The organism is Streptosporangium amethystogenes subsp. fukuiense (assembly GCF_042665875.1).
GTDB lineage: Bacteria > Actinomycetota > Actinomycetes > Streptosporangiales > Streptosporangiaceae > Streptosporangium > Streptosporangium fukuiense.
Map to the genome: position 1 here is coordinate 1,835,415 of NZ_JBHTEE010000001.1, position 23,936 is coordinate 1,859,350.

The 23,936-nt window shown below is 71.3% G+C and carries 22 protein-coding genes; 15 read left to right on the forward strand and 7 right to left on the reverse strand.

All coding sequences use genetic code 11. The annotated features are described in order from the left end of the window. Positions 1 to 49: 49 nt before the first annotated feature. Both ACFQVD_RS07760 and ACFQVD_RS07765 read right to left on the reverse strand, forming a co-directional pair. Positions 50 to 748 carry a neutral zinc metallopeptidase gene (locus tag ACFQVD_RS07760; RefSeq protein WP_343965406.1) on the reverse strand — a complete coding sequence of 233 codons (699 nt, stop codon included), beginning with the start codon at positions 746 to 748 and terminating at the stop codon, positions 50 to 52. 278 nt (positions 749 to 1,026) lie between these two features. Next, complete coding sequence (locus ACFQVD_RS07765; RefSeq protein WP_343965403.1) at positions 1,027 to 2,040, reverse strand: LacI family DNA-binding transcriptional regulator; 1,014 nt, start codon at positions 2,038 to 2,040, stop codon at positions 1,027 to 1,029. A gap of 324 nt (positions 2,041 to 2,364) precedes the next feature. Between ACFQVD_RS07765 and ACFQVD_RS07770 the strand changes: the two genes are divergently transcribed. Continuing rightward, positions 2,365 to 2,916, forward strand: coding sequence for a ferritin-like domain-containing protein (locus ACFQVD_RS07770; protein WP_343965401.1), 552 nt, complete (start codon positions 2,365 to 2,367; stop codon positions 2,914 to 2,916). A gap of 220 nt (positions 2,917 to 3,136) precedes the next feature. On the opposite strand, the gene ACFQVD_RS07775 is transcribed toward ACFQVD_RS07770, so the two are convergent. Then, a complete protein-coding gene (locus tag ACFQVD_RS07775; protein ID WP_343967059.1) occupies positions 3,137 to 4,216 on the reverse strand; it encodes a cellulose binding domain-containing protein in 1,080 nt (359 codons plus the stop codon). A 394-nt stretch (positions 4,217 to 4,610) separates the two neighbouring features. On the opposite strand from ACFQVD_RS07775, the gene ACFQVD_RS07780 reads away from it, so the two are divergent. The 8 genes from ACFQVD_RS07780 (at position 4,611) to ACFQVD_RS07815 (ending at position 13,561) form a co-directional block, all read left to right on the forward strand. Then, on the forward strand, positions 4,611 to 6,428 hold the full coding sequence (locus ACFQVD_RS07780) for an ABC transporter substrate-binding protein (RefSeq protein WP_343967061.1): 1,818 nt from the start codon (positions 4,611 to 4,613) through the stop codon (positions 6,426 to 6,428). 6 nt (positions 6,429 to 6,434) lie between these two features. Then, the gene (locus ACFQVD_RS07785; protein WP_343967063.1) at positions 6,435 to 7,442 is read left to right on the forward strand and encodes an ABC transporter permease; all 1,008 of its coding nucleotides are present in this window, start codon (positions 6,435 to 6,437) and stop codon (positions 7,440 to 7,442) included. Positions 7,443 to 7,506: 64 nt separating this feature from the next. Further along, a complete protein-coding gene (locus tag ACFQVD_RS07790) occupies positions 7,507 to 8,409 on the forward strand; it encodes an ABC transporter permease (protein ID WP_343967065.1) in 903 nt (300 codons plus the stop codon). 3 nt (positions 8,410 to 8,412) lie between these two features. Next, entirely contained in the window at positions 8,413 to 9,546 is a 1,134-nt protein-coding gene (locus ACFQVD_RS07795; protein ID WP_343967068.1) for an ABC transporter ATP-binding protein, read from the forward strand. Then, on the forward strand, positions 9,543 to 10,553 hold the full coding sequence (locus ACFQVD_RS07800) for an ABC transporter ATP-binding protein (protein WP_343967070.1): 1,011 nt from the start codon (positions 9,543 to 9,545) through the stop codon (positions 10,551 to 10,553). The genes ACFQVD_RS07795 and ACFQVD_RS07800 overlap by 4 nt, the downstream gene beginning before the upstream one ends. Next, a complete protein-coding gene (locus ACFQVD_RS07805; RefSeq protein ID WP_386270725.1) occupies positions 10,550 to 11,455 on the forward strand; it encodes a GNAT family N-acetyltransferase in 906 nt (301 codons plus the stop codon). The genes ACFQVD_RS07800 and ACFQVD_RS07805 overlap by 4 nt, the downstream gene beginning before the upstream one ends. Before the next feature lie 95 nt (positions 11,456 to 11,550). Next, positions 11,551 to 12,471 carry an N-acetylmuramic acid 6-phosphate etherase gene (gene murQ / locus ACFQVD_RS07810; RefSeq protein ID WP_364152875.1) on the forward strand — a complete coding sequence of 307 codons (921 nt, stop codon included), beginning with the start codon at positions 11,551 to 11,553 and terminating at the stop codon, positions 12,469 to 12,471. Next, the gene (locus tag ACFQVD_RS07815) at positions 12,464 to 13,561 is read left to right on the forward strand and encodes a serine hydrolase domain-containing protein (protein ID WP_343977262.1); all 1,098 of its coding nucleotides are present in this window, start codon (positions 12,464 to 12,466) and stop codon (positions 13,559 to 13,561) included. The genes murQ and ACFQVD_RS07815 overlap by 8 nt, the downstream gene beginning before the upstream one ends. Positions 13,562 to 13,638: 77 nt before the next feature. On the opposite strand, the gene ACFQVD_RS07820 is transcribed toward ACFQVD_RS07815, so the two are convergent. Both ACFQVD_RS07820 and ACFQVD_RS07825 read right to left on the reverse strand, forming a co-directional pair. Further along, positions 13,639 to 14,532, reverse strand: a complete 894-nt coding sequence (locus tag ACFQVD_RS07820) for a MurR/RpiR family transcriptional regulator (protein WP_343977259.1) — start codon at positions 14,530 to 14,532, stop codon at positions 13,639 to 13,641. 253 nt (positions 14,533 to 14,785) lie between these two features. Beyond that, a complete protein-coding gene (locus ACFQVD_RS07825) occupies positions 14,786 to 16,288 on the reverse strand; it encodes a glycoside hydrolase family 3 protein (RefSeq protein ID WP_343977256.1) in 1,503 nt (500 codons plus the stop codon). Between the two features lie 367 nt (positions 16,289 to 16,655). On the opposite strand from ACFQVD_RS07825, the gene ACFQVD_RS07830 reads away from it, so the two are divergent. Both ACFQVD_RS07830 and ACFQVD_RS07835 read left to right on the forward strand, forming a co-directional pair. Beyond that, positions 16,656 to 17,336 (forward strand): DsbA family protein, encoded by a 681-nt coding sequence (locus ACFQVD_RS07830; protein WP_343977253.1) that lies wholly within the window; start codon positions 16,656 to 16,658, stop codon positions 17,334 to 17,336. A 325-nt stretch (positions 17,337 to 17,661) separates the two neighbouring features. After that, positions 17,662 to 18,207: a hypothetical protein gene (locus tag ACFQVD_RS07835; protein ID WP_343977250.1), complete on the forward strand. Its 546-nt coding sequence runs from the start codon at positions 17,662 to 17,664 to the stop codon at positions 18,205 to 18,207. 116 nt (positions 18,208 to 18,323) lie between these two features. Here the strand turns inward: ACFQVD_RS07835 and pgm are convergent, their stop codons facing one another. Continuing rightward, the gene (gene pgm / locus ACFQVD_RS07840) at positions 18,324 to 19,964 is read right to left on the reverse strand and encodes a phosphoglucomutase (alpha-D-glucose-1,6-bisphosphate-dependent) (protein ID WP_343977247.1); all 1,641 of its coding nucleotides are present in this window, start codon (positions 19,962 to 19,964) and stop codon (positions 18,324 to 18,326) included. A gap of 282 nt (positions 19,965 to 20,246) precedes the next feature. Here pgm and ACFQVD_RS07845 point away from each other — a divergent pair, with 282 nt between their 5' ends. Genes ACFQVD_RS07845 through ACFQVD_RS07855 form a run of 3 tightly spaced genes read left to right on the forward strand, consistent with a single transcriptional unit; the run spans position 20,247 to position 23,013 of the window. After that, positions 20,247 to 21,167: an ROK family protein gene (locus ACFQVD_RS07845; protein ID WP_343977243.1), complete on the forward strand. Its 921-nt coding sequence runs from the start codon at positions 20,247 to 20,249 to the stop codon at positions 21,165 to 21,167. Continuing rightward, complete coding sequence (locus ACFQVD_RS07850; RefSeq protein ID WP_343977240.1) at positions 21,164 to 21,913, forward strand: sugar phosphate isomerase/epimerase family protein; 750 nt, start codon at positions 21,164 to 21,166, stop codon at positions 21,911 to 21,913. Before ACFQVD_RS07845 ends, ACFQVD_RS07850 begins: the two co-directional genes overlap by 4 nt. Next, positions 21,910 to 23,013: a Gfo/Idh/MocA family protein gene (locus ACFQVD_RS07855; RefSeq protein ID WP_343977237.1), complete on the forward strand. Its 1,104-nt coding sequence runs from the start codon at positions 21,910 to 21,912 to the stop codon at positions 23,011 to 23,013. Before ACFQVD_RS07850 ends, ACFQVD_RS07855 begins: the two co-directional genes overlap by 4 nt. 25 nt (positions 23,014 to 23,038) lie before the next feature. Here the strand turns inward: ACFQVD_RS07855 and ACFQVD_RS07860 are convergent, their stop codons facing one another. After that, positions 23,039 to 23,230, reverse strand: coding sequence for a hypothetical protein (locus tag ACFQVD_RS07860; RefSeq protein WP_343977234.1), 192 nt, complete (start codon positions 23,228 to 23,230; stop codon positions 23,039 to 23,041). A 17-nt stretch (positions 23,231 to 23,247) separates the two neighbouring features. On the opposite strand from ACFQVD_RS07860, the gene ACFQVD_RS07865 reads away from it, so the two are divergent. Beyond that, positions 23,248 to 23,883 (forward strand): hypothetical protein, encoded by a 636-nt coding sequence (locus tag ACFQVD_RS07865; RefSeq protein WP_343977232.1) that lies wholly within the window; start codon positions 23,248 to 23,250, stop codon positions 23,881 to 23,883. Positions 23,884 to 23,936 lie beyond the last annotated feature (53 nt).

Here is a 23,936-nt window from a genome sequence, read left to right on the forward strand (position 1 = left end):
CGAACGGGCGGATTCGCGAGGACGGCCGGGATCTCGGGAGAGCCTTTGGTCAGGTGAAGCATCCCCCCACGCCCCGGCGCGCGCCCCGGTTGAAGGCGCTAAGGCGCTGGGAGGCGCTGCCGTGGTCGCTCACGTCGGTCCAGGGGGTGTCGTCGGCGTGCTGCCGCAGGGCCGCCGCGATCTCCTGGGTGTCGCCGGTCTCGAAGAACAGGATGCCGTCCTCGGCGGCTCCGAAGAGGGTCGCCCCGGCGAGGCAGTCGGCCTGGAGTTCGACTCGTCGGGACAGCAGCCTCCGTGGAATACGAGCCTGGACGGCATGGCCCCATTCGTGCGCGATGATCAGGTAGACCCAGGCGTCCCCCTGCCGGTATCCCATTCGCATCAGGTCGACGTCCCACGCGATGAAGTCGTAGGGCGGCCAGCAGTACAGGGCGTTGTCATCGGGGAGAGGAGACCCCTGGCATCTCGGCGCATTGCTCCGCGCACCGTCGTACCCGCCGAGAACGCGCGGGGGTGAATACCAGCCGGAAAAGAACTCGGACCAGTGCGTCGCCCAGAAACGATTGACGACGTACTGGGCGCTGCGAATGTCCTGGTTGATGTCGTCGAGGTTCCTCGCGGCGGAGGCGTTCAGCGGGGCGTTCCCGCTCGCCGCGGCGGTCGTGGTCCCGGTGAGGCCCGCGATCAGAACGCCGGTGAGCAGCGGGACGAGTGCGAGACGAGTGATTCTCCATCGTGAAGCGGCCATGGGCTTCTCCCCTGTCACTGGTGGCCACATACCGGTATTATTCGGGGTCTTTTTCCGGCAGAGTCACCATATGAGAAAAGGTAATAGGGGAGAAGTATTATCGCGAGATCGCATGAAATATCGGGGTAATTCGCCGTAGGAGTTGGCGGGATTAGAGGCGCGTCGTAATTGACGTGAAGCGGGAGCGGTGGCACGGCGCTTCCGTGACGGTGCTTCCGTGACGGTGCTCCGGAGGCGGCCACGGCAGGCCGACGGTGAAGCCCGGTGAGACTCGCGCGCTAGCCCGCCGGAGGCGCGGAGCTCTCCCGGATGACGAGGTCGGTGGAGAGTTCGACCCGGCGGGGCTCGGGAGCCTCGCCGCGGGAGATGCCCAGTGCCATGCGGGTGGCGAGGAAGGCCATCTCCTCCAGGGGCTGGCGGACCGTGGTGAGCGGTGGCCAGGCGGACCTGGAAAGGGGCAGGTCGTCGAAGCCGACGACGCTCAGATCGTCGGGGACGCGCAGTCCGCGCTGCCTGGCGGCCTCGAAGACGCCGAAGGCCTGCAGATCGCTGCCGGCGAAGATGGCGGTCGGGCGGTCGGGCAGCGAGAGCAGGGCGTGACCGTGGTCGTGACCGGAGCCGACGAGGAAGTCGCCGTGCAGGATCAGCGCGGGATCGACCTCGACGCCCGCGGTCTCCAGCGCGGCACGGTAGCCGTCTATGCGGGCGCGGCTGCACAGCACGTCGGGCGGGCCGCCGATCATGCCGATCCGGCGGTGGCCGAGTTCCAGCAGGTGCCGGGTCGCGTTCAGGCCACCCTGCCAGTTGGTCGCGCCCACCGACGCCACGCCGGGGGCCGGCTCGCCCTCGGGGTCGACCACCACGAAGGGGATCGAGCGGGTGTTGAGCTGGCCGTACTGCTGAGCCGAGAGCCGGGAGCCAATGATGATCACGCCGTCGGTGCGGCGGGCCGCCAGCCGGTCGAGCCAGTCACGGCCGGGACCGGCGTGGGTGTGCAGGACGGAGATCACGATGCTGGCCTCGGCTTCCGCGGCCGCGCTCTCGGCCCCGCGGATGAGCTCCATCGCCCACGGGCTCTCCAGCTCGGCGAAGATCAGGTCCACCAGGCCGACGGGGCCGTCGGCGCCGGTGGCGCGGCGGACGTAGCCGTGCTTGTGAAGGAGCCGTTCGACCCGCCTGCGGGTCTCCGGCGACACCTCGGACCTGCCGTTGATCACCTTGGAGACCGTGGGCGCGGAGACCCCGGCCTCCTGGGCGATGCGGGCGATCGTCACCCGAGGCTTACCTGACATGCTCGGCAGCATATCCGAAACCTTTCGGAGTGTCGCTCCACGCCTGAGGCGTGCTCGTAGCCCTTCGGCCGAGCCTCTTCTGGCGCGTCGCACACGCTTTGATATTCCGAACCCGGTTCGAGCGCGGAAAATTTTTGTGAATGGCAGAAATATTCACGGCCCCCGCGTCCAGGCATGACCCGGAAGGCGCCGGACCGCACGGTCCATCGGCGTCCGCCACCCCCGTCGGCCCCTCCGCCACCTGGGGCGGCGACGCTCGAACCGTCGAGCGTTACCCGCGAAGAAGGATGTCAAAAGAGGCCGATTCCGGGTAGGGGCAGGCGCATGGCTGAATTCCTCACTGATATCAAGGAGATCCGGGCGCGGGCGCGTCAGGAGATCGACAAGGGTCCGATAACGGCCGCCTACGGTGCCGACCTGCCCCGGGTGATCCAGGTGTGCAACGAGGCCCTGGCGACCGAGCTGGTCTGCGTGCTCCGTTACAAGCGGCACTACTACACCGCCTCGGGCATCCACGCGGGGGTGGTGGCGGCGGAGTTCCTGGAGCACGCCGCGGAGGAGCAGGAACACGCGGACAGGCTCGCCCGGCGCATCGTCCAGCTCGGCGGCGAGCCGGATTTCAACCCCGAGACGCTGACCGCGCGCTCACACGCCGAGTACGACGACAGCCTCGACCTGATCGAGATGGTCAGGGAGGACCTGGTCGCCGAGCGGATCGCGATCGCCTCCTACACCGAGATCGTCAACTGGCTCGGCGACGGAGACGTGACCACCCGGCGTATCTTCGAGGATCTGCTGGCCCAGGAGGAGGAGCACGCCGACGACCTGAAGAGCCTGCTGGAGCGGCTTCCCGGCGCGCTGGGCGGCCGGGACTGAGCGGCGGTTCAACAGGTCCGGCCGCCGCGCGAGCCGGTTCCGCGACGGGTGCCGCCGGGGGGCCGGCCCGCGCGTGGCGCTCCGCGGCGCGCCCGCGTCCCGCCGTACGCGCCCGCGGCGCCGCACAGGCGTGCGGCGCCGCGGAGCCGGTCCCGGGTGCGCGGGAAGCCGTACGGCCGGGTGTGCGCGTCGGAACCCGGCCGTACGGCGATCGGACCGGTCAGCCGGTCGTGCAGGACACCGAGGGGGCCGGGGAGCCCGTCCCCGAGGCGATGAAGCCGAAGGTCGCCGTCGCGCCGGGGTTCAGGGAGCCGTTCCAGGCGGCGTTCCGCGCCGAGACCGCGGTGCCGGACTGGGTCACCGTCGCGTTCCATGACTGGCTGATCTGCTGTCCGCCGAACGTCCACCGCGCGCTCCAGCCGGTGACGGCCGCCGCGCCGGTGTTCTTGACGGTCACCTCGCCCTGGAAGCCGCCCGGCCACTGGTTGGTGGTCTGGTAGGTGGCGGTGCAGCCGCCCGGCGGGGGCGTGACGGTCGGCGTCGGGGTGGGAGTGATCGTCGGGGACGGTCCCGAGCCGAGCAGGGCGGCCAGAGCGGGGAACCACCGGTCGGACATCTTCTGGTCCCCTGAGGCGTTGGGGTGCACGCCGTCGTAGGTGTCGGCCGCGGTGCTGAAGCCCGTCCACTGGTCGACCACGACGATCGGTGACTGAGCGGTGGTCTTGCCCGCCGCCCAGCCGGGAATCGCCGCGTTGAGCGCGGAGACCCGCTGCGCGCACTCACCGCACGTGCTCGGGTTCATCGGGATGATCTGGGCGACGAGGATCTTCATGCTGGGATTGCTCGCCCGCATCTGGTCCACCAGCTTGCCGTACGCGGCCAGGATGGTGGCGGTCGCACGGTTGCTCCAGGCGTCGTTGGTGCCGAAGTGCATCAGCACGATGTCGGGTGTGGTCGCCGAGAGCCAGCCGGGGAGCTGGTTCTGGTCGGCGACGTTGGTGACCAGCGCCCCGCCGTGCCCCTCGTTGTCCCCGTCGTGTGCGACGCCGCAGCCCTGCGGGGGCAGGGTGCCGACGAAGTCGATGTTGGTGTGACCGGCGTTCACGAGCCGGTTCCACAGGAGGGCCCGCCAGCATCCGGGGGAACCGGTGATGGAGTCTCCGAGTGCCATGATCCTGGTGGCCGCCGCCTGCGCGGGCATCGCCGTGGCGGCCAGGAGGAGTCCCAGGGCCGCGACCGCGGTCATCGCGGCCGTCAGAACCGCCAGGATCGTGCCGCTTCCGTGCGTCTTTCGTCGCATTTTCCGCTCCCGCCTCGATGGGGCCCGATGCTAGGCGGCCCAGGGCGGGAGCGGGAAGCCGGCCGCCCGCCGGGAGTGCCCTGACCTGCGGCGTGATCCCCGGCGAGGGTGTAACTTTCAGCCGCCCGCCACGGGTGTCCTGCCGCCCCGGCGTCCGGCCCTCCGGTGTTTCCGCTCCTCAGCCGGGGGAGCGGGCGTTCCCGGCCGAGGAGCGATCGTCCGGCTCGCGAGGGCGGCGCCGCGGAAGGGTAAACGGGGAATGAAGGAAAGCTACAAAATGTTCCACAAAAGTGGAGTTTATTGACGCAACCGTCAAGGTGAACGTAAGGTCCGGACAACGCCTGATACCTCCCCACAGATGCCCTGACCTCGGAGAACACCCCACGGAGCGTTCATGAAACGACTAGTAGCGGCAGCGGTCTCTCTCGGCCTCGCCGCCGTCACCGCGGCCTGCGGCGGCGGCGCGGGCGGCGCCGACAGCTCCGCCTCCGTGGGGAGCGCCGTCTTCACCACGATCGACACGCTCAAGCCGGGCATCGACGCGAACGCGCCGATCAACCCGTACAACCCCAAGGGCAACACCTTCCGCGGCTACAACGCCGAGTGGCTCGGGTGGACCAAGAACCACCTGACGGACCCGGACCGGTTCTACCCGGGGGTCGCGAAGAGCTGGCAGATCGCCCCGGACCGATCCTCGATCACCATCAGGCTCCACCCGGACGGAAAGTGGTCCGACGGCAGGCCGATCACCGCGGAGGACGTGAAGTTCTCCATCGGCCTGGCCTACACCCAGGGCGGCACCGCATATGCCCTCGACCCCTCCGCGGCCGGCACGGCCTCCGACATCAAGATCGTGGACGACAAGACGATCAAGATCACTCAGACGGCGGAGAACCCGAGTTCCGCCTTCGTCCGCGGCGTCATGGAGACCGTCATCGTCCCCAAGCACATCTGGGGCGGCGTGCTGCCCGCCGACTTCTGGGAGAGGCTGAAGGTCGCGCAGAGCGACGCCCCCGGGGCCGAGGCGGCACGGGCCGGGATCACCAGCCTCGCGGAGAAGGTCATCGCCTTCGCCCCGGCCCAGGACGTCTCCGCGGGCCCGTTCGTCCTGAAGCGTGTCAATCCGGGTGAGGCGTTGCTGGTCAAGAACAGGTACTTCCACAACGCGGCCAACGTCGCCGCCGATCAGGTGCGCATCCTCAACTACACGGGCAACGAGCAGGTCTGGAACTACCTGGTCGCCGGCAGGCTGGACAGCGCGCCGTTCACCGCGGTCCCGGCCGGGGTGATGAGGCGCATCACCCAGACCCCGGGCAACGCCGTGGTCAGGGGTTACTCACCGGTCAGCGAGGCACTGGCGTTCAACCAGTCCAGGAAGCCCTACGACAACGTGCACGTCCGCCGGGCGCTGGCCTACCTGATCGACCGCGAGCAGGTCACCAAGGTCGCCTCCCCCGAGGGCGGCACCGCCTCGGTCACCACCTCGGGCCTGCACCAGGAGGCCGCGAAGGCGTGGCTGGGTGACGGCCTCGCCGCACTGGAGCCGTACCGGACCGACCCCGCCAGGGCCGAGCGGGAGCTGCGGGCCGCGGGCATGAAGAAGAAGGGCGGCAGGTGGACGATGCCGGACGGCGGCCCGTGGAAGATGACCATCAACGTGCCCGCGTCCTTCTCCGACTGGCTGGCCGGTGCGAAGGCCGTCACCAGCCAGCTCAACGACGCCGGCATCGACGCCGAGGTCGTCACCACCGCCGACTACCCGCTCTACCTGGAGGAGATGGCGGCGGGCAAGTACGACCTCGGGTTCTGGCTGGTGGCGCTCGGACCCGCCCCGTACAACATCTACCAGCGCCTGTACGGAGCCCAGAACGGCTGGCAGCTCTTCGGCGGCAAACTCACGCACGTCGCCCCCGGCACCAAGGGCAACTGGATGGGCGGTGCCGAGACCGTCCAGCTCGCGGGCGAGGGCAGGATCAACCCCGGAGAGCTGACGGTCAAGCTGAACTCCGCACCCGAGGCGGAGCAGAAGAAGATCGTCTCAACTCTCGCCAGGGCCGCCAACCAGGATCTTCCGGTGATCCAGCTGTGGGACTACGTCAACACGCAGGTGGTGAACACCACGCGCTTCAGCGGATTCCCCGGTGACGACAGCGACGCGCTGCGCCTCACCTCGGGCGTCTGGCTCCAACTCGGCATGGTCAAGAGGAAGTAGCGACATATGACGGTCATCGCACGCCGCCTCGCGGGCCATCTCGCCCGGGGGTTCGCCATGATCCTGGTGGTCACCACGATCAGCTTCGTGATCATCAGAAGCATCCCCGGCGACCCCATGCGGGCCCGCTACGAGAAGCTGGTCGAGCAGGGCATGTCGCCCGACCAGGCCGAGCGCGCCACCGCCGCGCTGTACGGCTTCATGCCGAAGGGCAGCCTGTGGGAGCAGTACGCCGGCTACATGAGGGGACTGCTCCACCTCGACCTCGGCCAGTCGCTGAGCGTCCCCGGCGCGGAGGTCACCACGCTGCTCGCCGCCGCGGCCACCTGGACGATCCTGCCGGTCCTCGTCGGCACCCTGCTCAGCTTCGCGGTCGGCATCATCATGGGCGTCTACGCGGCGATCAAGCGTTCCAGCAGGCTGGGGGACGTCCTGGCGGTCTCCGGTTCGCTCCTGCACGGCCTGCCGCAGTACGTTCTCGCGCTGCTGCTGAGCGCGGTCTTCACGACCCTGCTGCCTATCTTCCCCACCGGAGGCACGGCCGACGTCACACTGGAGCCGGGTCTCAACGCCGCCTACATCGGCTCACTGATCCAGTACGCCACGATGCCGATCCTGACCTACGCGCTGGCCGGCTACGGAGGCTGGATCCTGGCGATGAAGTCCAGCGTGGTCACCGTGCTGGGCGACGACTTCATCATGGCCGCGGAGCTGCGCGGTTTGAAACGCGGCCTCATCTTCCGCTACGTGGCGCGCAACGCGATCCTGCCGCTCTTCACCATCCTGGCCCTCTCACTGGGCCTGCTGTTCGGTGGCGCGATCTTCATCGAGCGGATCTTCACCTATCCCGGGCTGGGTCTGCTGCTGCTCAACAGCATCACCGACCGCGACTACACGTTGATGGGCGGGGCCTTCCTGCTGATCACCGTGGCGATCGTCATCGCCAACATCGTGGCCGACATGCTCTACACCGCGATCGACCCACGGGTCCGTTCCGGACAGGAGGCTTCATGAACGGGCGAATCACAGCAGCCGACAGGCGCCGCGTCCACGGCGGGCGGCCGGTAGGGGAGATCGCATGACCGCGCCGGTCATCGCCGGGGGCGACGCCCGCGCGACGCTGCGACGCAACTTCCGGCGCGGCGTCTGGCGGGTCCTGCGGCGCAAGCCCAGCAGGATGGCGGGTGTGGTCATCCTGGGCGTGTTCACGTTCATGGGCGTCTTCGGGCCGATGCTCTACCCCGAGCGGCTGCCGCGCGACGACAACGCGCTCTACGCCGCGCCAAGCTGGGCGCACCCCTTCGGCACCGACTTCGAGGGAACGGACGTGCTCGCCCTGGTGATCACCGGGGCCCGGTACGTCCTGCTGACCGCCCTGGTCACCGCGGTCATCACGGTCGCCCTGGGCACCGCCGTCGGGCTGTTCGCCGGGTTCAGGCGCGGACGCTGGGACGCCGTGCTCATGCGGATCACCGACATGAAGCTGACCATCCCCGCGCTCCCGCTGCTGCTGGTCCTGTCGACGGTCTGGAAGTTCACCAGCGCGATCGAGATGGGCCTGGTGCTCGGGCTCCTCGGCTGGGGAGGGGTGGCGCGTGCCGTACGGGCGCAGACCCTCTCGCTGCGCGAGCGCGGCTTCGTCGAGGCGGCCAGGGGACTCGGCCTGTCCACCAGGCACATCATCGGCAGGGAACTGCTGCCCAGCATGGCCCCCTTCATCGCGATGAACACGCTCATCGCGGTGACCGGCGCGGTGTACGCGCAGGTGGGCCTGTTCTTCCTGGGAGTCCTGCCGTTCGACGCCAACAACTGGGGGGTCATGCTCAACCTCGCGGTGTTCGGCGGCGGCGCGCTGACGACGACCGCCGCGCTGCCGTACATGCTGGCGCCGCTGCTGGCGATCCTGCTGCTCACCCTGGGCATCGTCCTCGTCGTCGACGCCATGGACGAGATCTTCAACCCCCGGCTGCGGGAGGAGTGACCGATGTTCGTACCTGCTGAGAAGGTGTCCATGACACTGGGCGAGCGGCTGTCCGCGGCCGTGGGCGTCCGGAGCGACCGGAGCGTCGAGGCCGCCCGGAACCGCGGCGCCGCCGAGGGCACCCGTGACGCGGACAGGAGCGGGCCGCCGGGAGTGCGGGTCAGGGACCTGTCCGTCGTCTACCGGACGGCCGCGGGAGAGTTGCCCGCCGTGTCGGGAATCGACCTGGACCTACCGCCCGGGACGATCACCGGGGTGGTCGGCGAGTCCGGGTCGGGCAAGTCCACCCTGGCGCTGTCACTGCTCAACGCGGTCCAGCCACCCGGCAGGATCAGGTCGGGCAGCGTGGAGATCGACGGTCTCGGCGACGTCACCCGGTTGCGGGGCGAGGACCTGCGCAGGGCGAGGGGCCGGCACATCGGATACGTCTTCCAGGCCGCCCAGAACTCCCTCAACCCGCTCAAGACCGTCGGCAAGCAACTGCTCGACCTGGGGCGCTCGCACGAGATCCGGGACCTGCGCGGGCTGGTCAGGGACGCCAAGGACCTGCTCGGCCGGATGGGCATGGACGGCGCGCGCGTGCTCGACTCCCATCAGCACGAGCTGTCGGGAGGGATGCGCCAGCGAGTCGGCATCATGTTCGCGCTGGTCCTCAACGCCCACCTCGTCGTGCTGGACGAGCCCACCACCGCACTCGACATGATCACTCAGGCCACCATCCTGCGGATCGTCAGGGAGGTCCACGAGGAACGCGGGCTCACCACGTTCATCATCACCCACGACCTCGGCGTGGTGGCCGAGGTCGCGGACCGGCTGGCCATCATGTACGGCGGGCGGGTGGTGGAGCAGGGGCCGACCACCGAGGTGCTCGGCGCGCCTCGCCACCCCTACACCCAGGGTCTGATCCGGGCCATCCCCCGCCTGGTCGGCGACCTCGGGGAGGCCAGGGCGCTGCCCGGCCGCCCGCCGACGCTTGGGACCGTTCCCTCACGGGGATGCGTCTTCAGGGAGCGCTGCGACCTGCGCATGGACGTCTGTGAGACCGAGGAGCCGCCCACCGTCCCGTACGGCGAGTGGATCGTGGCCTGCCACGCCGTCGCCGCCCGCGACGCGGAGACCAGGGAGGAGAAGGCGTGATCACGGGGCAGCACATCACGAAGACCTTCAAGCAACGAGGAAGCGTGCTCGCCGGACGGGAGGTGAAGGCGCTGCGCGGCGTCGACTTCGCCATCCCGAAGGGCGGGGCGGCGTCGTTCATCGGAGAGTCCGGCTGCGGCAAGACGACGCTCGGACGGATCATCGCCGGGCTGGAGGGGCACGACTCCGGAGAGATCGTCATCGACGGCACGCCCATGTCGTCGCTGCGCCCGCGGCAGCGTGAGCCGTACTTCCGCCGCATCCAGCTCATCCACCAGGACCCGTACTCGGCGCTCAATCCGACCCGTACCGTGCACCAGACGCTGGACGCGCCGCTGTCGCTGCGGGCGGGGCAGACCGGCCGTTCTCGGTCATGGGCGGACGGGCGTGCCGGGGAACTGCTGGAACTGGTCGGTCTCGACCCGGGCTACGTGCTTCCCCGCTACCCCCACCAGCTGTCCGGTGGCATGCGCCAGCGGGTCGTCATCGCCCGGGCACTCACCGTCGACCCCGAGATGCTCGTCGCCGACGAGGCCGTCTCCATGATCGACGTGTCGTTGCGGCTCGGCATCCTCGCCCTGCTCAAGGACCTGCGCGAGAACCTCGGGGTGAGCGTGCTCTTCATCACCCACGACGTGGCGACCGCCCGCTACATCGGCGACGACGGCGAGCTGTACGTCATCTACCGGGGGCAGGTCGTCGAGCGCGGCCATGTCGAGACGATCATCTCCGACCCCGTGCACCCGTACACCCAGTCGCTGCTGTCGGCCATCCCGGTGCTGCACGGCCTGGAACGGCCGGGTGAGCAGCGGGTGACGCCGGCAGGGGCGCTCGACGAGAGCCGCCAGGACGCGGGCTGCCTGTTCGCCCGGCGCTGCCCGTTCAGCACCGGTCGTTGCGAGTCCGAACAGCCGGTGCTCGGTCACGGCGGGGGCACGCCCCAGGAGCACGCCTGCTTCCACCCCACCGCCCGCGACGTCGTCGCCATGCCGGTCGGCCGGTCGTGAACCCGCTGGGGAACGGTCACGGGACGCACGAGGCGTCCGGGATCCGCGAGGCCGCCGCGGCCGACGCGGCGGCGCTCGCCGGGATCGCCGAGTCCGCGCTCACCCTGGACGCCGGGGAGGCGGCGAGCCTGGTCGCCCGGCTCGCCGAGCCGCCCGAGCGCCGGCGCTGGACGGCGCTGGTGACGCGCGGCCTCGACGGTGTGGCGTTCGTCTCCATGTCGGCGCGCGACCCGTACGCGGGCCACGTCGACCTGCTCGCCGTGCGTCCCGAGGTCCGGGGGGCGGGGTTCGGCCGGGCGCTGGTCGCCGCGGCCGAGGACTGGCTGCGCGGCCAGGGGGCGACCGAGGTCCGCCTCGCGGGCAACCCGCCCGCCTACGCCTGGCCCGGAATCGACGTGCGCTACACCGAGGCGGCCTGCCTGGCCGAGAGCCTCGGCTACGAGCGCTACAACGTCGCCTGGAACATGACCGTCGACCTCGCCCGCGACCTGTCCGTCGACGCCGACCTCGCGCGGCTGGCGGGCCTGGGGGTCACCGTGCACGCCGCCGCTCCCGGGGACCGCGCCGCGGTGTCGGCCTTCGTCGGGGAGCAGTGGAACGGCAACTGGGCGTGGGAGGCGGAGCAGGCCGTCGGCTGCCACTACGCCGTCAGGGAGGGGAAGCTCCTCGGCTTCGCGGCGTGGGGGGCCAGGCCCACCTGGTTCGGTCCGATGGGCACCACGCCGGCCGCGCGGGGCCTGGGCGTCGGCCGGGTGCTCCTGCGCCGCTGCCTGGCCGAACAGCGGGCCGCGGGCATGTCGAGTGCCCAGATCGGCTGGGTGGGGCCACTGCACTTCTACGCCCGGGCGGTCGGCGCGCACGCCGAGCGGGTCTTCTGGCTTTACCGCCGTGGTCTGCGGTGACGGCCCCGGCCCGGCGTACGCCTACAACGCCTTCATTGTCAGAAGATCATTTATTTGACGGCAGCGAGACAGGAACTCCAATGACATTGGACGCCATGAGTGATTCGCTCTCCACGCTTTCCACCGAACAGAGCGATCCCCGCTACAACCGGATCGACCTGCTCTCGACCGAGCAGGTGGCCCGGTTGATGAACGCCGCGGACAGCACGGTGCCCGCGGCGGTGGCCGCGTCGATCCCGGAGATCACGGCCGCGATCGACGCGCTCGTCGCCCGGATGAAGGCCGGCGGCCGCCTGTTCTACGTGGGCGCGGGGACGTCGGGCCGGCTGGCCGTGCTGGACGCCTCCGAGTGCCCGCCGACCTTCGGCACCGATCCCGAACTCGTGCAGGGGGTCATCGCGGGCGGCCCTCCCGCGCTGACCCGTTCCGTCGAGGGCGCCGAGGACGACCGGCAGGGGGGAGCGGCCGCCATCGCCGAGAAGGGGGTGGGCGCGCTCGACTCGGTGGTGGGCATCTCCGCCAGCGGCCGCGCGCCCTACGTGCTCGGTGCGCTCGCCGAGGCGAGCCGCCGCGGCGCGCTGACCGTGGGGCTGTCGTGCAACGTGGCGACCCCGCTGTCGGCGGCCGCGCTGCACCCCATCGAGGTGGTCGTCGGCCCGGAGGTGGTGACCGGTTCCACCAGGCTCAAGGCGGGGACCGCGCAGAAGCTGGTCCTCAACATGATCTCCACGATCGCGATGGTCAGGCTGGGCCGTACCTACGGCAACACCATGATCGAAGTGTCGGCGATGAACTCCAAACTGGCCGACCGCGCGGCCCGGATGGTCAGCGACATCACCGGGGCCGCCCTGCCGGTCTCCCGCTCCGCGCTGGAGGCGGCCGAGTGGCACGTGAAGGTCGCGGTGCTGATGATCGAGCACGGCCTTGACGCCGACGGCGCACGGGTCCTGCTGGAGCGGCACGGCGACCAGTTGGAGGCGGCGCTGGAGGCGGCGGGGCGGATCCGGGGTGCCTGAGCCCTCGGCGGACCCTCCCGACGAGGGGGACGGGCTGGCCGGGATTCTGGAGGCGGCGGTGCCGCGCGTCTGCTCGGCGGCGGTGGCCGCGATCGCCGTCGGCGGCGTCACAGTGGCCGCCGCGGCCGTGGGGGAGACCGTACGCTACTCGTCGGCCTCTGAGGATCTCGCCGCCGACCGGCCGCCCGCCAGGCACGACTCGATCTTCGATCTCGCCTCGGTCACCAAGCTCTTCACGACCGCCGTCATCCTGTCGCTGGTCGAGGAGGGCCGCCTCGGCCTGGACGAGCCCGTCGCCGCCTGGCTGCCCGCCTGTTACCGCGGCGCCCCCGAGGCCACCCTGCGGCATCTGCTCACCCACACGGCGGGTCTGCCGCCGAGCCGCAGGGCCCACGAGGAGATTCCCGGCGACGGCCCCGAGGTCCACGCCAGGCGTATGGAGCGGATCCTCTCGACACCGCCGATCGGGCCCGCGGGCGGGCGCTACCTCTACTCCGACGTCGGGCTGATCACGGCGGGCCGGGTGGCGGAGATCGCCGGGCGGGCGCCCCTGGACGAGCTCACCCGCGCCCGGGTCACCGGTCCGCTGGGCCTGTCCGACACCGGCTACCGTCCGGTCGCGGCCCTGCTGCCCAGGACCGTCGCCACCGAGCACAAGCCGGAACGCCCGGGGCCGGGATGCGTGCGCGGCGAGGTCCACGACGAGACCGCACACGGCCTGGGCGGAGTCGCCGGACACGCCGGGATCTTCTCCACCGCCGGTGATCTCCTGCGTTTCGCCGAGACGCTGCGCACCGGAGGCGTGCCGGTCCTGCGCCCCGCCACGGTCGCCGAGATCACCCGCGACCACGGCGTCCAGGGTGCGGACTTCCGTCACGGCCTGGGCGTGCGCATCGGCGATCCCGCGATCGTCGGCCCGCTCACCGACGCCTACGGCCACTCCGGCTTCACCGGAACCTCGCTCGTCGTCGACCCCGGGCGCGCCCTCGCCGTCGTCCTGCTGACCAACAACGTCCATCCGTCGCGCGGCCGCGCGGGCATCCGCGACCTGCGCCACGCCGTCGCCGCCGAGGCCCTGCGCCTGTCCTGAACCCGCGTCGCGTCCGCGATCGCGGCGAAGACGACGGCGGCCGGCACGACCGTGTTCGGGCTCTCCGGCCCGGCGCGCTACCTGCTCCGGCGGCGGTGGTCGGCTCTGAACCCGTCGATGGCGTCCCTGGTGGCCCGCAGCGCGGCGTCCGAGGTCTCGAAGGTGCGCTGCGCGATGCCGACGAAGATGCAGTCGACGATCAGGAGCTGGCTGATCCGGCTGGCCAGCGCCCCCGGACGGAAGACCGTCTCCCGGCCGGCCGAGACCAGGACGTGGTCGGTGAGCTCGGCCAGGGAGGAACGCGGGTTGTTGGTGATGGCCACCGTGGTCGCACCCGCCCGCTGCGCGACGCGCAGCGGTGCGAGCACGTCGGGGGTCTCGCCGGTGCAGCTCACCACCACCGCCACGTCGTCCGCCCGTACCAGTGCCGCGCTGGTCAGCGCCAGGTGCGCGTCGGTGAAGGCGTGGGCGGGCAGGCCGATCCGCATCAGTTTCTGCGCCATGTCGGCCGCCACGAGCCCGGAGGCGCCCACTCCGTAGACGTCGATCTTGCGTGCTGCGATCAGTGCCTCCACCACCGCGCCCAGCCGGTCGGGGTTGAGCTGCGCCGCGGTGTCGGCCAGCGCCTCCGCCTCGGCCCTGGCCACCTTCGCGATCACGTCGGTCAGCGGGTCGTCGGGGCCGAGGTCGCCGGGGACCAGCCGTTCTGGCTGGTCCCTGGCCACCGCGGCGGCCAGCGCGAAGCGCAGCTGGGAGTATCCGGCGAAGCCCAGGGCCCTGGCGGTGCGCACGATCGTGGCCTCGCTCGTCCCGGAGACCGCGCTGAACTCGGTGATGGTGCTGCGGGCCACCATGCCGGGATCGTCGAGTATGAGGCGGGCGATGGCCTGGGCCGCGGGGGTGAGCGAGGGCAGGACGGCCCTCACCGTGGCCACCAGGTTCACGGGGGTGGGGCCGTCGAGGACGTTCATCAAATCTCCTTGGGCCTGGAGACCCCGAGCTCTGGTTCTGGGGAGGAAAGGTGGCGCGGTGCCGCATGGTTCTGTGGGGTGTTCGGCGCCGGCGATAACCAAGCTACCGAAGCACGCCGCGTGGTGCTCTCGCCGTCGGGCCGGCGGAGAGGCGGGACGCCGGTGGGGGAGAGATGGGACCCGGCCGGCTCAGGCAGGGCGGACGGCCGCCGATGAGGGATGGGATCTCCTGGACTCGGTCGCGGGGAGGAGGTCAACGAGCGCCTTCCGGGTCAGTGGTCAGCCAGTGGGCGACGGCGCGGGCCGAGGCTCGGGAGATGCCGTTGGTGGTCACGTACACGGCTCCGGTGGGCTCGCCGGGCACTCCGGTCTCGACCACGATGGCGTCGGGGCGCAGCGTGACGGCCCGTGCCAGCAGGTCCCTGACCCAGGGGTGACGCCAGGCGTCGTGTACCACCAGGACCAGCGGGCGCCCCCCGCCGCCGGGGCCGGACAGTTCGGGCAGCTCGGGCCTGTCCGCGGTGACGACGTACCCGGTGGTGTCCGGCATCAGCTCGCTGAAGGCGCCGATGAGGCCGGTGGGCGTACCCGGCTCGACCGCCTGGCTCAGCCGGGGCGCTATGTCGACGACCAGCAGTGGTCCGGAGAGCGGCGGTGGGGTGCCGACCACGCGCATGGCGGCGAGGGCCGTCCTCAGGCCGAGTTCCTCGTCTCCCGGGCCGTCCCCGTCCCGTGCCCGCGCGGCGCCGCTCGCGGCGTACCAGCGGGACAGGGCCAGCACGCGCGAGGCCGCTTCGGCCAGCCGCTCCTCGGGGAGCCTGCCCTCCCGCACGGCGTCCACGATGGCGTCGCGCAACTCGTGGACGCTCTCGCCACCGGGGGAGGAGATGCCCGCGCAGATCGCGTCGGCCCCTGCCAGCAGGGCGCGGACCGCGATCTCCCCCGGCGGGTGGAGGGCTGCGACGGCGCGCATCTCGATGGCGTCGGTGACGATCATGCCGTCGAAGCCCATCTCCTCGCGGAGCAGCCCGGTCATGATCCGCTGGCTCAGCGTCGCGGGGTTGTCCGGATCGAGGGCGGGGACCAGCAGGTGGCCGCACATGACGGCCCGTACTCCGGCTGCCACCGCGGCGCGGAAGGGCGGCAGGTCGCGCTCGGCCAGAAGCTCCAGGGAGGCGTGCACGGTCGGCAGGGCATGGTGGGAGTCGGTGTGGGTGTCGCCGTGACCGGGGAAGTGCTTGGCGCAGGCGGCGACCCCGGCGTCCTGAAGTCCCAGGATCCAGGCCACGGTGTGCCTGGAGACCAGCTCCGGGTCCGGGCCGAAGGAGCGGACGCCGATCACCGGGTTGGCGGGGTTGGCGTTGACGTCGGCCACCGGGGCGTAGTCGAGGGTGATGTCGGCCGCGGCGAGGAGACGGCCGATCTCCCGGGCGACCAGCCGGGTCCGTTCGACGTCGTCGCCCACACCCAGTGCCCGGTTACCCGGCCACGAACTGCCCCTCGCGGCCTGCAGGCGGGTGACCGACCCGCCCTCCTCGTCCACCGCGACCACCACGGCGGGATTCTCCGCGCGCAGCCGGGCGACGAGTTCGGCCGTGTGGGCGGGGCCGGTGAGGTTCCTGGCGAACAGCACCGTCCCGCCGAGGCCCTCCTCGCCGAGCGCGCGGCGCAGCCAGCCGGGAGGCTCGATGCCGTCGAAGCCCGGCTGGAGGACGGTCATGGCCAGCCGGGCCAGATCGGGGCTGCGGTGGGGCATGCGGTCACCTTCTCGGTCGAGGGAGGCGTCTTCGGACAGGTCGGCGGCGGGAGGCGTCCCAGAGCAGGGTACCCATTGATGGCGCTTTTCTTCGTAGTGACTGCTTTTAAAGTAGCTTTTTGTCATTCTCTCGATCGAGGCCCGCGCCGCCGGCTCCGCGGCCGTCGGGCATGCCTCGCCGGTGTGCGGTACCCCCAGATCCGATCAGCCGTTCGTGACGCCGCCGCGGATGAAGGGTGGCACACGGCAGGGTTCGTTGACGCGGCCACCTTCTCCACGCGCTCCGGTGATCTCCGGCTCGCTATTGACCTCCATCGCGGTTGAGGTCCCATCCTGAGGTGAGGACTTCCGAGGAAAGAGGATCGCCGTGAGCGAGGATCTGGTCGACTTCTGGTTCGATCCCGGCTGCCCCTGGGCGTGGATCACCTCCCGCTGGATCGTGGAGGTGGGCAAGGTGCGTCCCATCACGGTCAACTGGCGGGAGATGAGCCTGGCGGTGCTCAACGAGGGACAGGAGATGTCGGAGGAGTACCGCGAGATCGTCGAACTCGGCCGGGGCACCATCCGGGTGTTCGCCGCGGCGCGCGAGGCGGCGGGGAACGTCGCCGTCGGCGACCTCTACACCGCGCTCGGCACCCGCTACCACGGCGCGGGCGGCCTGTTCCAGCGGTCCCGCGAGGGCGGCCTCACCGACTGGCGGGCCGCGATGGAGGGTCTGGCGCCGGTGATCGCCGCCGCGCTGGCCGACGCCGGGTTGCCCGCCGGGCTTCTCGCCGCGAGAACCGACCCCGGTTGGGACGACGCGATCCACGCCTCGCACGCCCTGGTGCCGGCCGGGAAGCAGAACCAGTCGCTGATCGGCGTCCCGACCATCTCGGTGAACGGGCACGCCGGGCAGTTCGGCCCCGTCATCAGTGAGATCCCGGTCGGTGAGCGGGCCGGGCGGCTCTGGGACGCGTTCAGGGTGCTCGCCACCGAGGAGGCGTTCTTCGAGCTCAAACGGGTCACGGACCGGGCGGATCCCCGAACCTTCCCGGAGGCCCCCTAGCGCGGGAGGGGGCCTTTCCCTCGCGCCCTCGCCGCTCTTTGTGGAGAAATGGCCTGTTCTTTCGTGAACGACATACCTCATCGCGTTCGTTGCCCCTGCCTGCGGGCAGGCCCCGAATGTGATGGAGCGTGAGGTTCGCCGCTGCCGCGCCGCCGAGGTTCGTGGCGGGCACGGCCTCGCCGGTCTCTCCGCCGTGGACGGTTCCCCCTCCGGGGCCCGTCCCCGTGGCAGGTCCCCCGTGTGAGCTCCACCTGAACGCTCCCCGCCGGGATCCTTGGAGCAGGCGGCAGGCGTGCGCTACGAAGGGATGGGGAGGGAGGCCACCGTGGGTAAATCCGGTCAGGAGGTGGCGCTGCGAGCCCTTGGCGCCGCGCTCGACCTGCACGCCCCGACGGCCCGCCACGGCGTCAGGGCGTTTCCCGAGGGCACGCCGTTCCTGTGGCTGATCGTTCCCGGCGCGGGCGGGGCCACCGTCTTCCTTGACGACCGCCAGTGGATCTGCCTGAGCGAACCCGAGCGGGGCGGGGTGACCGTCCAACTCGTCGCCGGCGGGATCGACGACGACCCCGCCCTCGTCGTGGGCCGGATCATGACCGTCATGGTGCCGGTGCCCCGTCGCAGGGGCCGCCTGCCGCGCGCGCTGGGAGCGGGGCTGCTCGGCATCGTGGGAGGCGCGGGTGTGGGGTTGCTGGCGGCGCTGCTCATGGCCGTCCTCGTCGCCGGCAACGGCTACGTCTCGGACGCGGCCATCAAGGTGGTGTACGCGCTGGCCGCGCTGATCGGCGTCGGGGCCGGGTGCTGGGTGGCGCTGCGCTGCCGGCGGCTGGGGGCGGGGCCGCGCGACCGAGGTCCCCGCGGGCGAAGACCCTAGGAAGGATCACCAGGAGGACCAGGCGAAGGAGCGACACGGCCGGGCGGCCGACGGTCTGCGACGGGTTCACGGGACGCACCCGCGACTCGGCCGCCCGGCACGTGTTCACCTCGTCATCATTTGCTCAGGGACGCCGAGACCAGGTCGCGTGCCTCCCGCTGGACCTGTGCCAGGTGCTCGGTTCCCTTGAAGGATTCGGCGTAGATCTTGTAAACGTCCTCGGTGCCCGAGGGACGGGCGGCGAACCAGGCGCTCTCGGTGGAGACCTTGAGCCCGCCGATGGCGGCGCCGTTGCCGGGGGCGGAGGTGAGCACCTGCGTGATCGCCTCCCCGGCGAGGGTGTCGGCGGTGACCTGCTCGGCCGAGAGTCTGGCGAGCACCGCCTTCTCCTGCCGGGTCGCGGGGGCGTCGACGCGGGCGTAGGCGGGGTCGCCGAACCTGGCCACCAGGTCGGTGTAGTGCTCGCTCGGTGAACGGCCGGTGGTCGCGATGATCTCCGAGGCGAGCAACGCCAGGATCAGACCGTCCTTGTCGGTGGTCCACACCTCGCCGTCGCGCCGCAGGAACGAGGCTCCGGCGCTCTCCTCGCCGCCGAAGCCCAGCGAGCCGTCCAGCAGGCCCGGGACGAACCACTTGAACCCGACGGGGACCTCCACCAGTCGCCTGCCCTCCGCGGCGGCCACCAGGTCGATCATCCGGCTGCTCACCAGCGTCTTGCCGACTCCCGCGTCCGCGGGCCAGCCGGGCCGGTGGGAGTAGAGATAGGAGATGGCCACGGCGAGGTAGTGGTTGGGGTTCATCAGACCGGCGTCGGGGGTGACGATGCCGTGCCGGTCGGCGTCGGCGTCGTTGCCGGTGGAGACGTCGAAGGCGTCGCGACCGGCGATGAGCGAGGCCATCGCGTACGGTGACGAGCAGTCCATCCGGATCTTGCCGTCCCAGTCCAGCGTCATGAACCGCCACGTCGGATCGGTCTGCGGGTTGATCACCGTCAGGTCCAGCCGGTGCCGTTCGGCGATCTCCCCCCAGTAGGCGACGCTCGCCCCGCCCAGCGGGTCGGCGCCGATGCGCACCCCCGCCTCCCGTACGGCGTCAAGGTCGAGCACCGAGGGCAGGTCGTCCACGTAGTGACCGAGGAAGTCGTAGCGGCCGGTCGTGTCGGTGGCCAGCGCCCTGACGTACGGAAGCCGCCTGACCTCTTTCATCCCTCCGGCGATCAACGCGTTGGCCCGGTCCTGGATCCACGTGGTGGCGTCGGTGTCCGCCGGGCCGCCGTGCGGCGGGTTGTACTTGAAGCCGCCGTCGCCGGGCGGGTTGTGCGAGGGGGTCACCACCACACCGTCGGCGCGGCCCGCGGCGCGTTTCCGGTTGTGGGTCAGGATCGCGTGGGAGACCGCCGGTGTCGGGGTGTAGCCGTCCCGGCTGTCGATCATGACCGTCACCCCGTTGGCCGCGAAGACCTCCAAGGCGGAGACCCGGGCCGGTTCCGACAGCGCGTGGCTGTCGGCACCGAGGAACAGCGGGCCGTCGACGCCCTGGGCGGCCCGGTACTCCACGATGGCCTGGCTGGTCGCGAGGATGTGGTCCTCGTTGAACGCGACGTTCAGCGAGGAGCCCCGGTGTCCCGACGTCCCGAACGCCACCCGCTGGCCGACCTCGCCGGGGTCGGGGTGCAGCGCGTAGTAGGACGTCACCAGGCGTGCCACATCGACCAGATCGGACGGCTCGGCGGGCTGACCCGCGCGTTCGTGCGTCAACACAGTCTCCTCACGTCACTCCTGAGCTAACCGTATCTACCCCTGAATCGGACAGTTTCCGCAAGCTGTCCGGCCGATGTGCCGGACCGGTGCCAGGTGCTGCCCACGCATCGTTGACAACGTTGTCAGTGGCGTCGTACCTTCAGCCTGTTTGCCCGGTCGCTGGGGGAACGTACTCTTTGGTTCTATTGATCACCGGAGGATCCCCTTGCACAGCCACGTGGCGCTCCCGGTGGCCACCGGTCGTCCCCCCGCGCGCCGGCGCGCCCGAGGGGCCGGCCGGTGACCGCCCTCGCGATCGACATCGGCGGCACCAAGTTCGCCGCCGCGCTGGTCAGGCCGGACGGCACCATGGTCCGCAGGGTGGAACTGCCGGTCGGCAGCGACCCCGCCGCGACGCTGGCCTCGTTGGTCCGCGACGTCGGCGCGGGCGTCGGCGACGGTACCGGCACAGATGGCCTGAGCGGGGTCGGCATCGGCTCCGCGGGCCCCCTTGACGCCGTCGCCGGCACGGTCAGCCCGGTGAACATCCCCTCCTGGCGTGACTTCCCGCTGGTCGGCACGGTGCGCGGGCTCCTTCCCGGCCTTCCCGTCACACTCGCCGGAGACGCGCAGTGCATGGCGCTGGGGGAGTGGTGGCGGGGCGGACACGGCTCGCGCTCCCGGGCACTGCTGGGCATCGTGGTCTCCACCGGTGTGGGCGGCGGGCTGGTTCTGGGCGGGGTGCCGTACCTGGGACCGACAGGAAACGCCGGGCACATCGGGCACATCTCCGTGGACCGGGGCGGTGAGCTCTGCCCATGCGGGGCGACCGGCTGCCTGGAGACGATCGCCAGCGGCCCCAGTATGGTCCGCTGGGCGCTGGCGAACGGCTGGGGCGAGCCCGGTACCCCGACGGACGCCCGTACGCTCTCGGCCGACGCCGCCCGCGGAGTCCCCGTGGCCCAGCTGGCCTTCCAGCGGGCCGCCGACGCGCTGGCCGTGGCGATCCTCACCACGGCGGCGCTCTTCGACATCGACGACGTCGTCATCGGGGGCGGCGTCTCCGGGGCGGGCGAGACCCTGCTCACCCCGCTGCGCCAGGCGGTCACCAAGCAGGCGGGCCTCGGCTTCCTGCACCGCCTGAACGTCGAGCGCACCCGTCTGGAACGCGACGCCGGCCTGTACGGCGCCGCGGCACTGGTCCTCAAGGAGAGCCGATGAGCCCGATAGCCGTCCAGTTGTACTCCGTGCGCGAACAGGCGGCCGTCGACCGCCGCGCCGTGCTGCGCCGCATCGCCGAGATGGGGTACGGCGCGGTCGAACCGTACGACGCGCACCTCGACCCGGATGGGCTCCGCGAGGAGCTGGAGGAGACCGGGCTCGCGGTGTGCAGCGTGCACGCCCCGCTGCTGGACGAGCGGCGCGCGACGGCGCTGGCCGCCGCCGTGGCCATCGGCGCCCCGACCGTCATCGTGCCCGCCGCCCCCGCCGAGTGGTTCGCCGGCAGACAGGAGCTGGAGCGGGCGGCCAGGACCATCGGCGAGGTGGCCAGGGAGGCGGCGGACCACGGCCTGCGGCTCGGCTACCACAACCACTGGTGGGAACTGGAGCAGCGGGTGGAGGGCCGTCCCGCGCTGGAGGTGCTGGCCGACCTGCTGGACCCCTCGGTGCTGCTGGAGGTCGATCTCTACTGGGCGGCGACCGGCGGGGTCGACCCCTCGGGGCTGCTGGCCCGGCTGGGCGAGCGGGTGAGCCACCTGCACGTCAAGGACGGGCCCGCCACCCTCCAGGGCCCGATGACCGCGGTCGGCTCGGGCGAGGTGCCCATCGTGGACGCGCTGAACACCGCTCCGGACGCGGTGCGGATCGTGGAGCTCGACCACTGTGCCACCGACATGCTCCAGGCGCTGGCCGACAGCCACGCCTACCTGACCGGCCTTGTCGCCGCCGGGCGGGTGAGCTCATGACCGGACCGCTCGGAGTGGCGATCGTCGGCTGCGGGAACATCAGCCACCAGTACCTGGGCAACCTCGCCTCCTTCCCCGGCGTGCGGGTGGTGGCGTGCGCCGACCTCGACCGGGCACGTGCCGAAGAGGTCGCGGCGCGCTACGGCGTGCCGACGGCGGCCGCACCGGAGGAGGCGATCTCACACCCCGACGTGGAGCTGGTGATCAACCTCACGGTCCCGTCCGCGCACGCCGAGGTGGCGCTCGCCGCCGTTCTGGCCGGGAGGCACGTCTACAACGAGAAGCCGTTCACGGTGGACAGGGAGTCCGGGGCGGAACTTGTCGAGGCCGCCGCGTCGGCGGGGGTGCTCCTGGGCAGCGCCCCCGACACCTTTCTGGGCGCGGGGTTGCAGACCGCGGCCCGGCTCGTGGCCGAGGGGGCCATCGGCACGCCGCTCACCGCCCTGACCCTGTTCCAGAGTCCGGGCCCCGAGTCGTGGCATCCCAGCCCTGAGTTCTTCTTCCAGCCGGGGGCCGGGCCGCTGTTCGACATGGGCCCCTACTACCTGACGGCACTGGTGACCCTGTTCGGCCCGGCGGAACGGGTGGCCGCCGTCGGCCGCAGGGCCAGGGACGAGCGGGTCATCGGCTCAGGGCCCAGGGCGGGCACGCGTTTTCCCGCGGTGGTTCCCACCCACACGACCGCGCTGCTGGAGTTCGCCGCGGGCCAGGCGGCCACGATGATCTTCAGCTTCGACTCGCCGCTCCGCCGCGCCGGGTTCATCGAGATCACCGGCACCGAGGCGACCATGCGGGTACCCGATCCCAACACGTTCGGCGGCGAGGTGCGGCTGCGCCGGACCGGTGACGAGGAATGGGTGCCGGCTCCCACGACGGGCACCGAGGCCGGTCGCGGTCTGGGCGTGCTCGACATGGCCCAGGCCATCCGGGAGGGAAGGGCGCACCGCGCCACCGGTGAGCTGGGCCTGCACGTCCTCGACACGATGATCGCCGTCGCGGAGTCCGCGGAGCGGGCCGAGTTCGTGAAGATCGCCAGTACCTGCCCGGTGCCCGCACCGCTGCCTGAGGGGTGGGATCCGGCCGAGATCCGTTTCGGCTGATCCCCGGACGTCCGCGCCCGAACGGTCAGGGGTTCCGGTCGGCGGAGGCGACGGCCTCGGGGCCGCCCTCTGAGGACTCCGCCAGGCGGGCGCGCAGGCGGGTGCGGATCTCGTCCGGGGTGTAGGCCTGCCGTCGGCGCTCGGCTCGCACGATCACCACTCCCGTGGCCGCGACACCTGCGACACCTGCCAGACCGAGTACCTTCCACCATCGCATGTGCCTACGCTAGCGGAATGTCCGGTAAGAGCATCAGCCTCGACGAGGCAGTGAACCTGACCCGCACCGGCGACGTGTGGCTGTTCCGCGGCCGAACGGTGCCCGATCGAGCCATCCAGACCGTGACGAACAGCCCGGTGAACCATGTGGGAATGTCGGTGGTCATCGAGGACATGCCTCCCATGATGTGGCACGCCGAGTTGGGCCGGTCCCTGCCCGACCTGTGGTCGGGGACCAACCAGCGCGGCGTGCAGCTGCACGACCTGCAGGAGGCGGTCACGGTCTGGGCCACCAGATACGGTCAGCGCGGCTGGCTGAGGCAGCTGGAGCCACAGGTCACCCACGAGATGGAGGACGCCGTTCTGCGCACCGTCGCCCGGCTGGACGGCACGCCGTTCCCGTCGACGGCCAGGCTCGCCGGTCGCTGGGCGAAGGGGCGGGTGCCCAGGATCTTCAAGCGGGGCACCGGGGAGAGTGCTCTGGAGAGCGCCTACTGCGCCGAGGTCGTCGCGGTCACCTACGAGGCCATGGGGCTCCTGCCCGGCGGCCGCAGGCCGAACTGGTACGACCCGGGCCGGTTCTGGAGTGGTGACGACCTCGAGCTGACCGGCGGTTTCCGGCTCGGCGGAGAGATCACCGTGAAGCTGGGGTAGGGGCCCGTGGCCGGAGGCCGCTCAGGTCTCCGGCCGCGGCAGGACGGCCGGTG

Coding starts and splice junctions, on each gene's coding strand:
- ACFQVD_RS07760 (WP_343965406.1), bottom strand. CDS start 748: ATGGCCGCTTCACGATGGAGAATCACTCGTCTCGCACTCGTCCCGCTG.
- ACFQVD_RS07825 (WP_343977256.1), bottom strand. CDS start 16,288: ATGCCCCACCGCAGCCCCGATCTGGCCCGGCTGGCCATGACCGTCCTC.
- ACFQVD_RS07770 (WP_343965401.1), top strand. CDS start 2,365: ATGGCTGAATTCCTCACTGATATCAAGGAGATCCGGGCGCGGGCGCGT.
- ACFQVD_RS07865 (WP_343977232.1), top strand. CDS start 23,248: ATGTCCGGTAAGAGCATCAGCCTCGACGAGGCAGTGAACCTGACCCGC.
- ACFQVD_RS07820 (WP_343977259.1), bottom strand. CDS start 14,532: ATGAACGTCCTCGACGGCCCCACCCCCGTGAACCTGGTGGCCACGGTG.
- ACFQVD_RS07860 (WP_343977234.1), bottom strand. CDS start 23,230: ATGCGATGGTGGAAGGTACTCGGTCTGGCAGGTGTCGCAGGTGTCGCG.
- ACFQVD_RS07785 (WP_343967063.1), top strand. CDS start 6,435: ATGACGGTCATCGCACGCCGCCTCGCGGGCCATCTCGCCCGGGGGTTC.
- ACFQVD_RS07855 (WP_343977237.1), top strand. CDS start 21,910: ATGACCGGACCGCTCGGAGTGGCGATCGTCGGCTGCGGGAACATCAGC.
- murQ (WP_364152875.1), top strand. CDS start 11,551: ATGAGTGATTCGCTCTCCACGCTTTCCACCGAACAGAGCGATCCCCGC.
- ACFQVD_RS07775 (WP_343967059.1), bottom strand. CDS start 4,216: ATGCGACGAAAGACGCACGGAAGCGGCACGATCCTGGCGGTTCTGACG.
- ACFQVD_RS07795 (WP_343967068.1), top strand. CDS start 8,413: ATGTTCGTACCTGCTGAGAAGGTGTCCATGACACTGGGCGAGCGGCTG.
- ACFQVD_RS07780 (WP_343967061.1), top strand. CDS start 4,611: ATGAAACGACTAGTAGCGGCAGCGGTCTCTCTCGGCCTCGCCGCCGTC.
- ACFQVD_RS07850 (WP_343977240.1), top strand. CDS start 21,164: ATGAGCCCGATAGCCGTCCAGTTGTACTCCGTGCGCGAACAGGCGGCC.
- ACFQVD_RS07765 (WP_343965403.1), bottom strand. CDS start 2,040: ATGTCAGGTAAGCCTCGGGTGACGATCGCCCGCATCGCCCAGGAGGCC.
- ACFQVD_RS07790 (WP_343967065.1), top strand. CDS start 7,507: ATGACCGCGCCGGTCATCGCCGGGGGCGACGCCCGCGCGACGCTGCGA.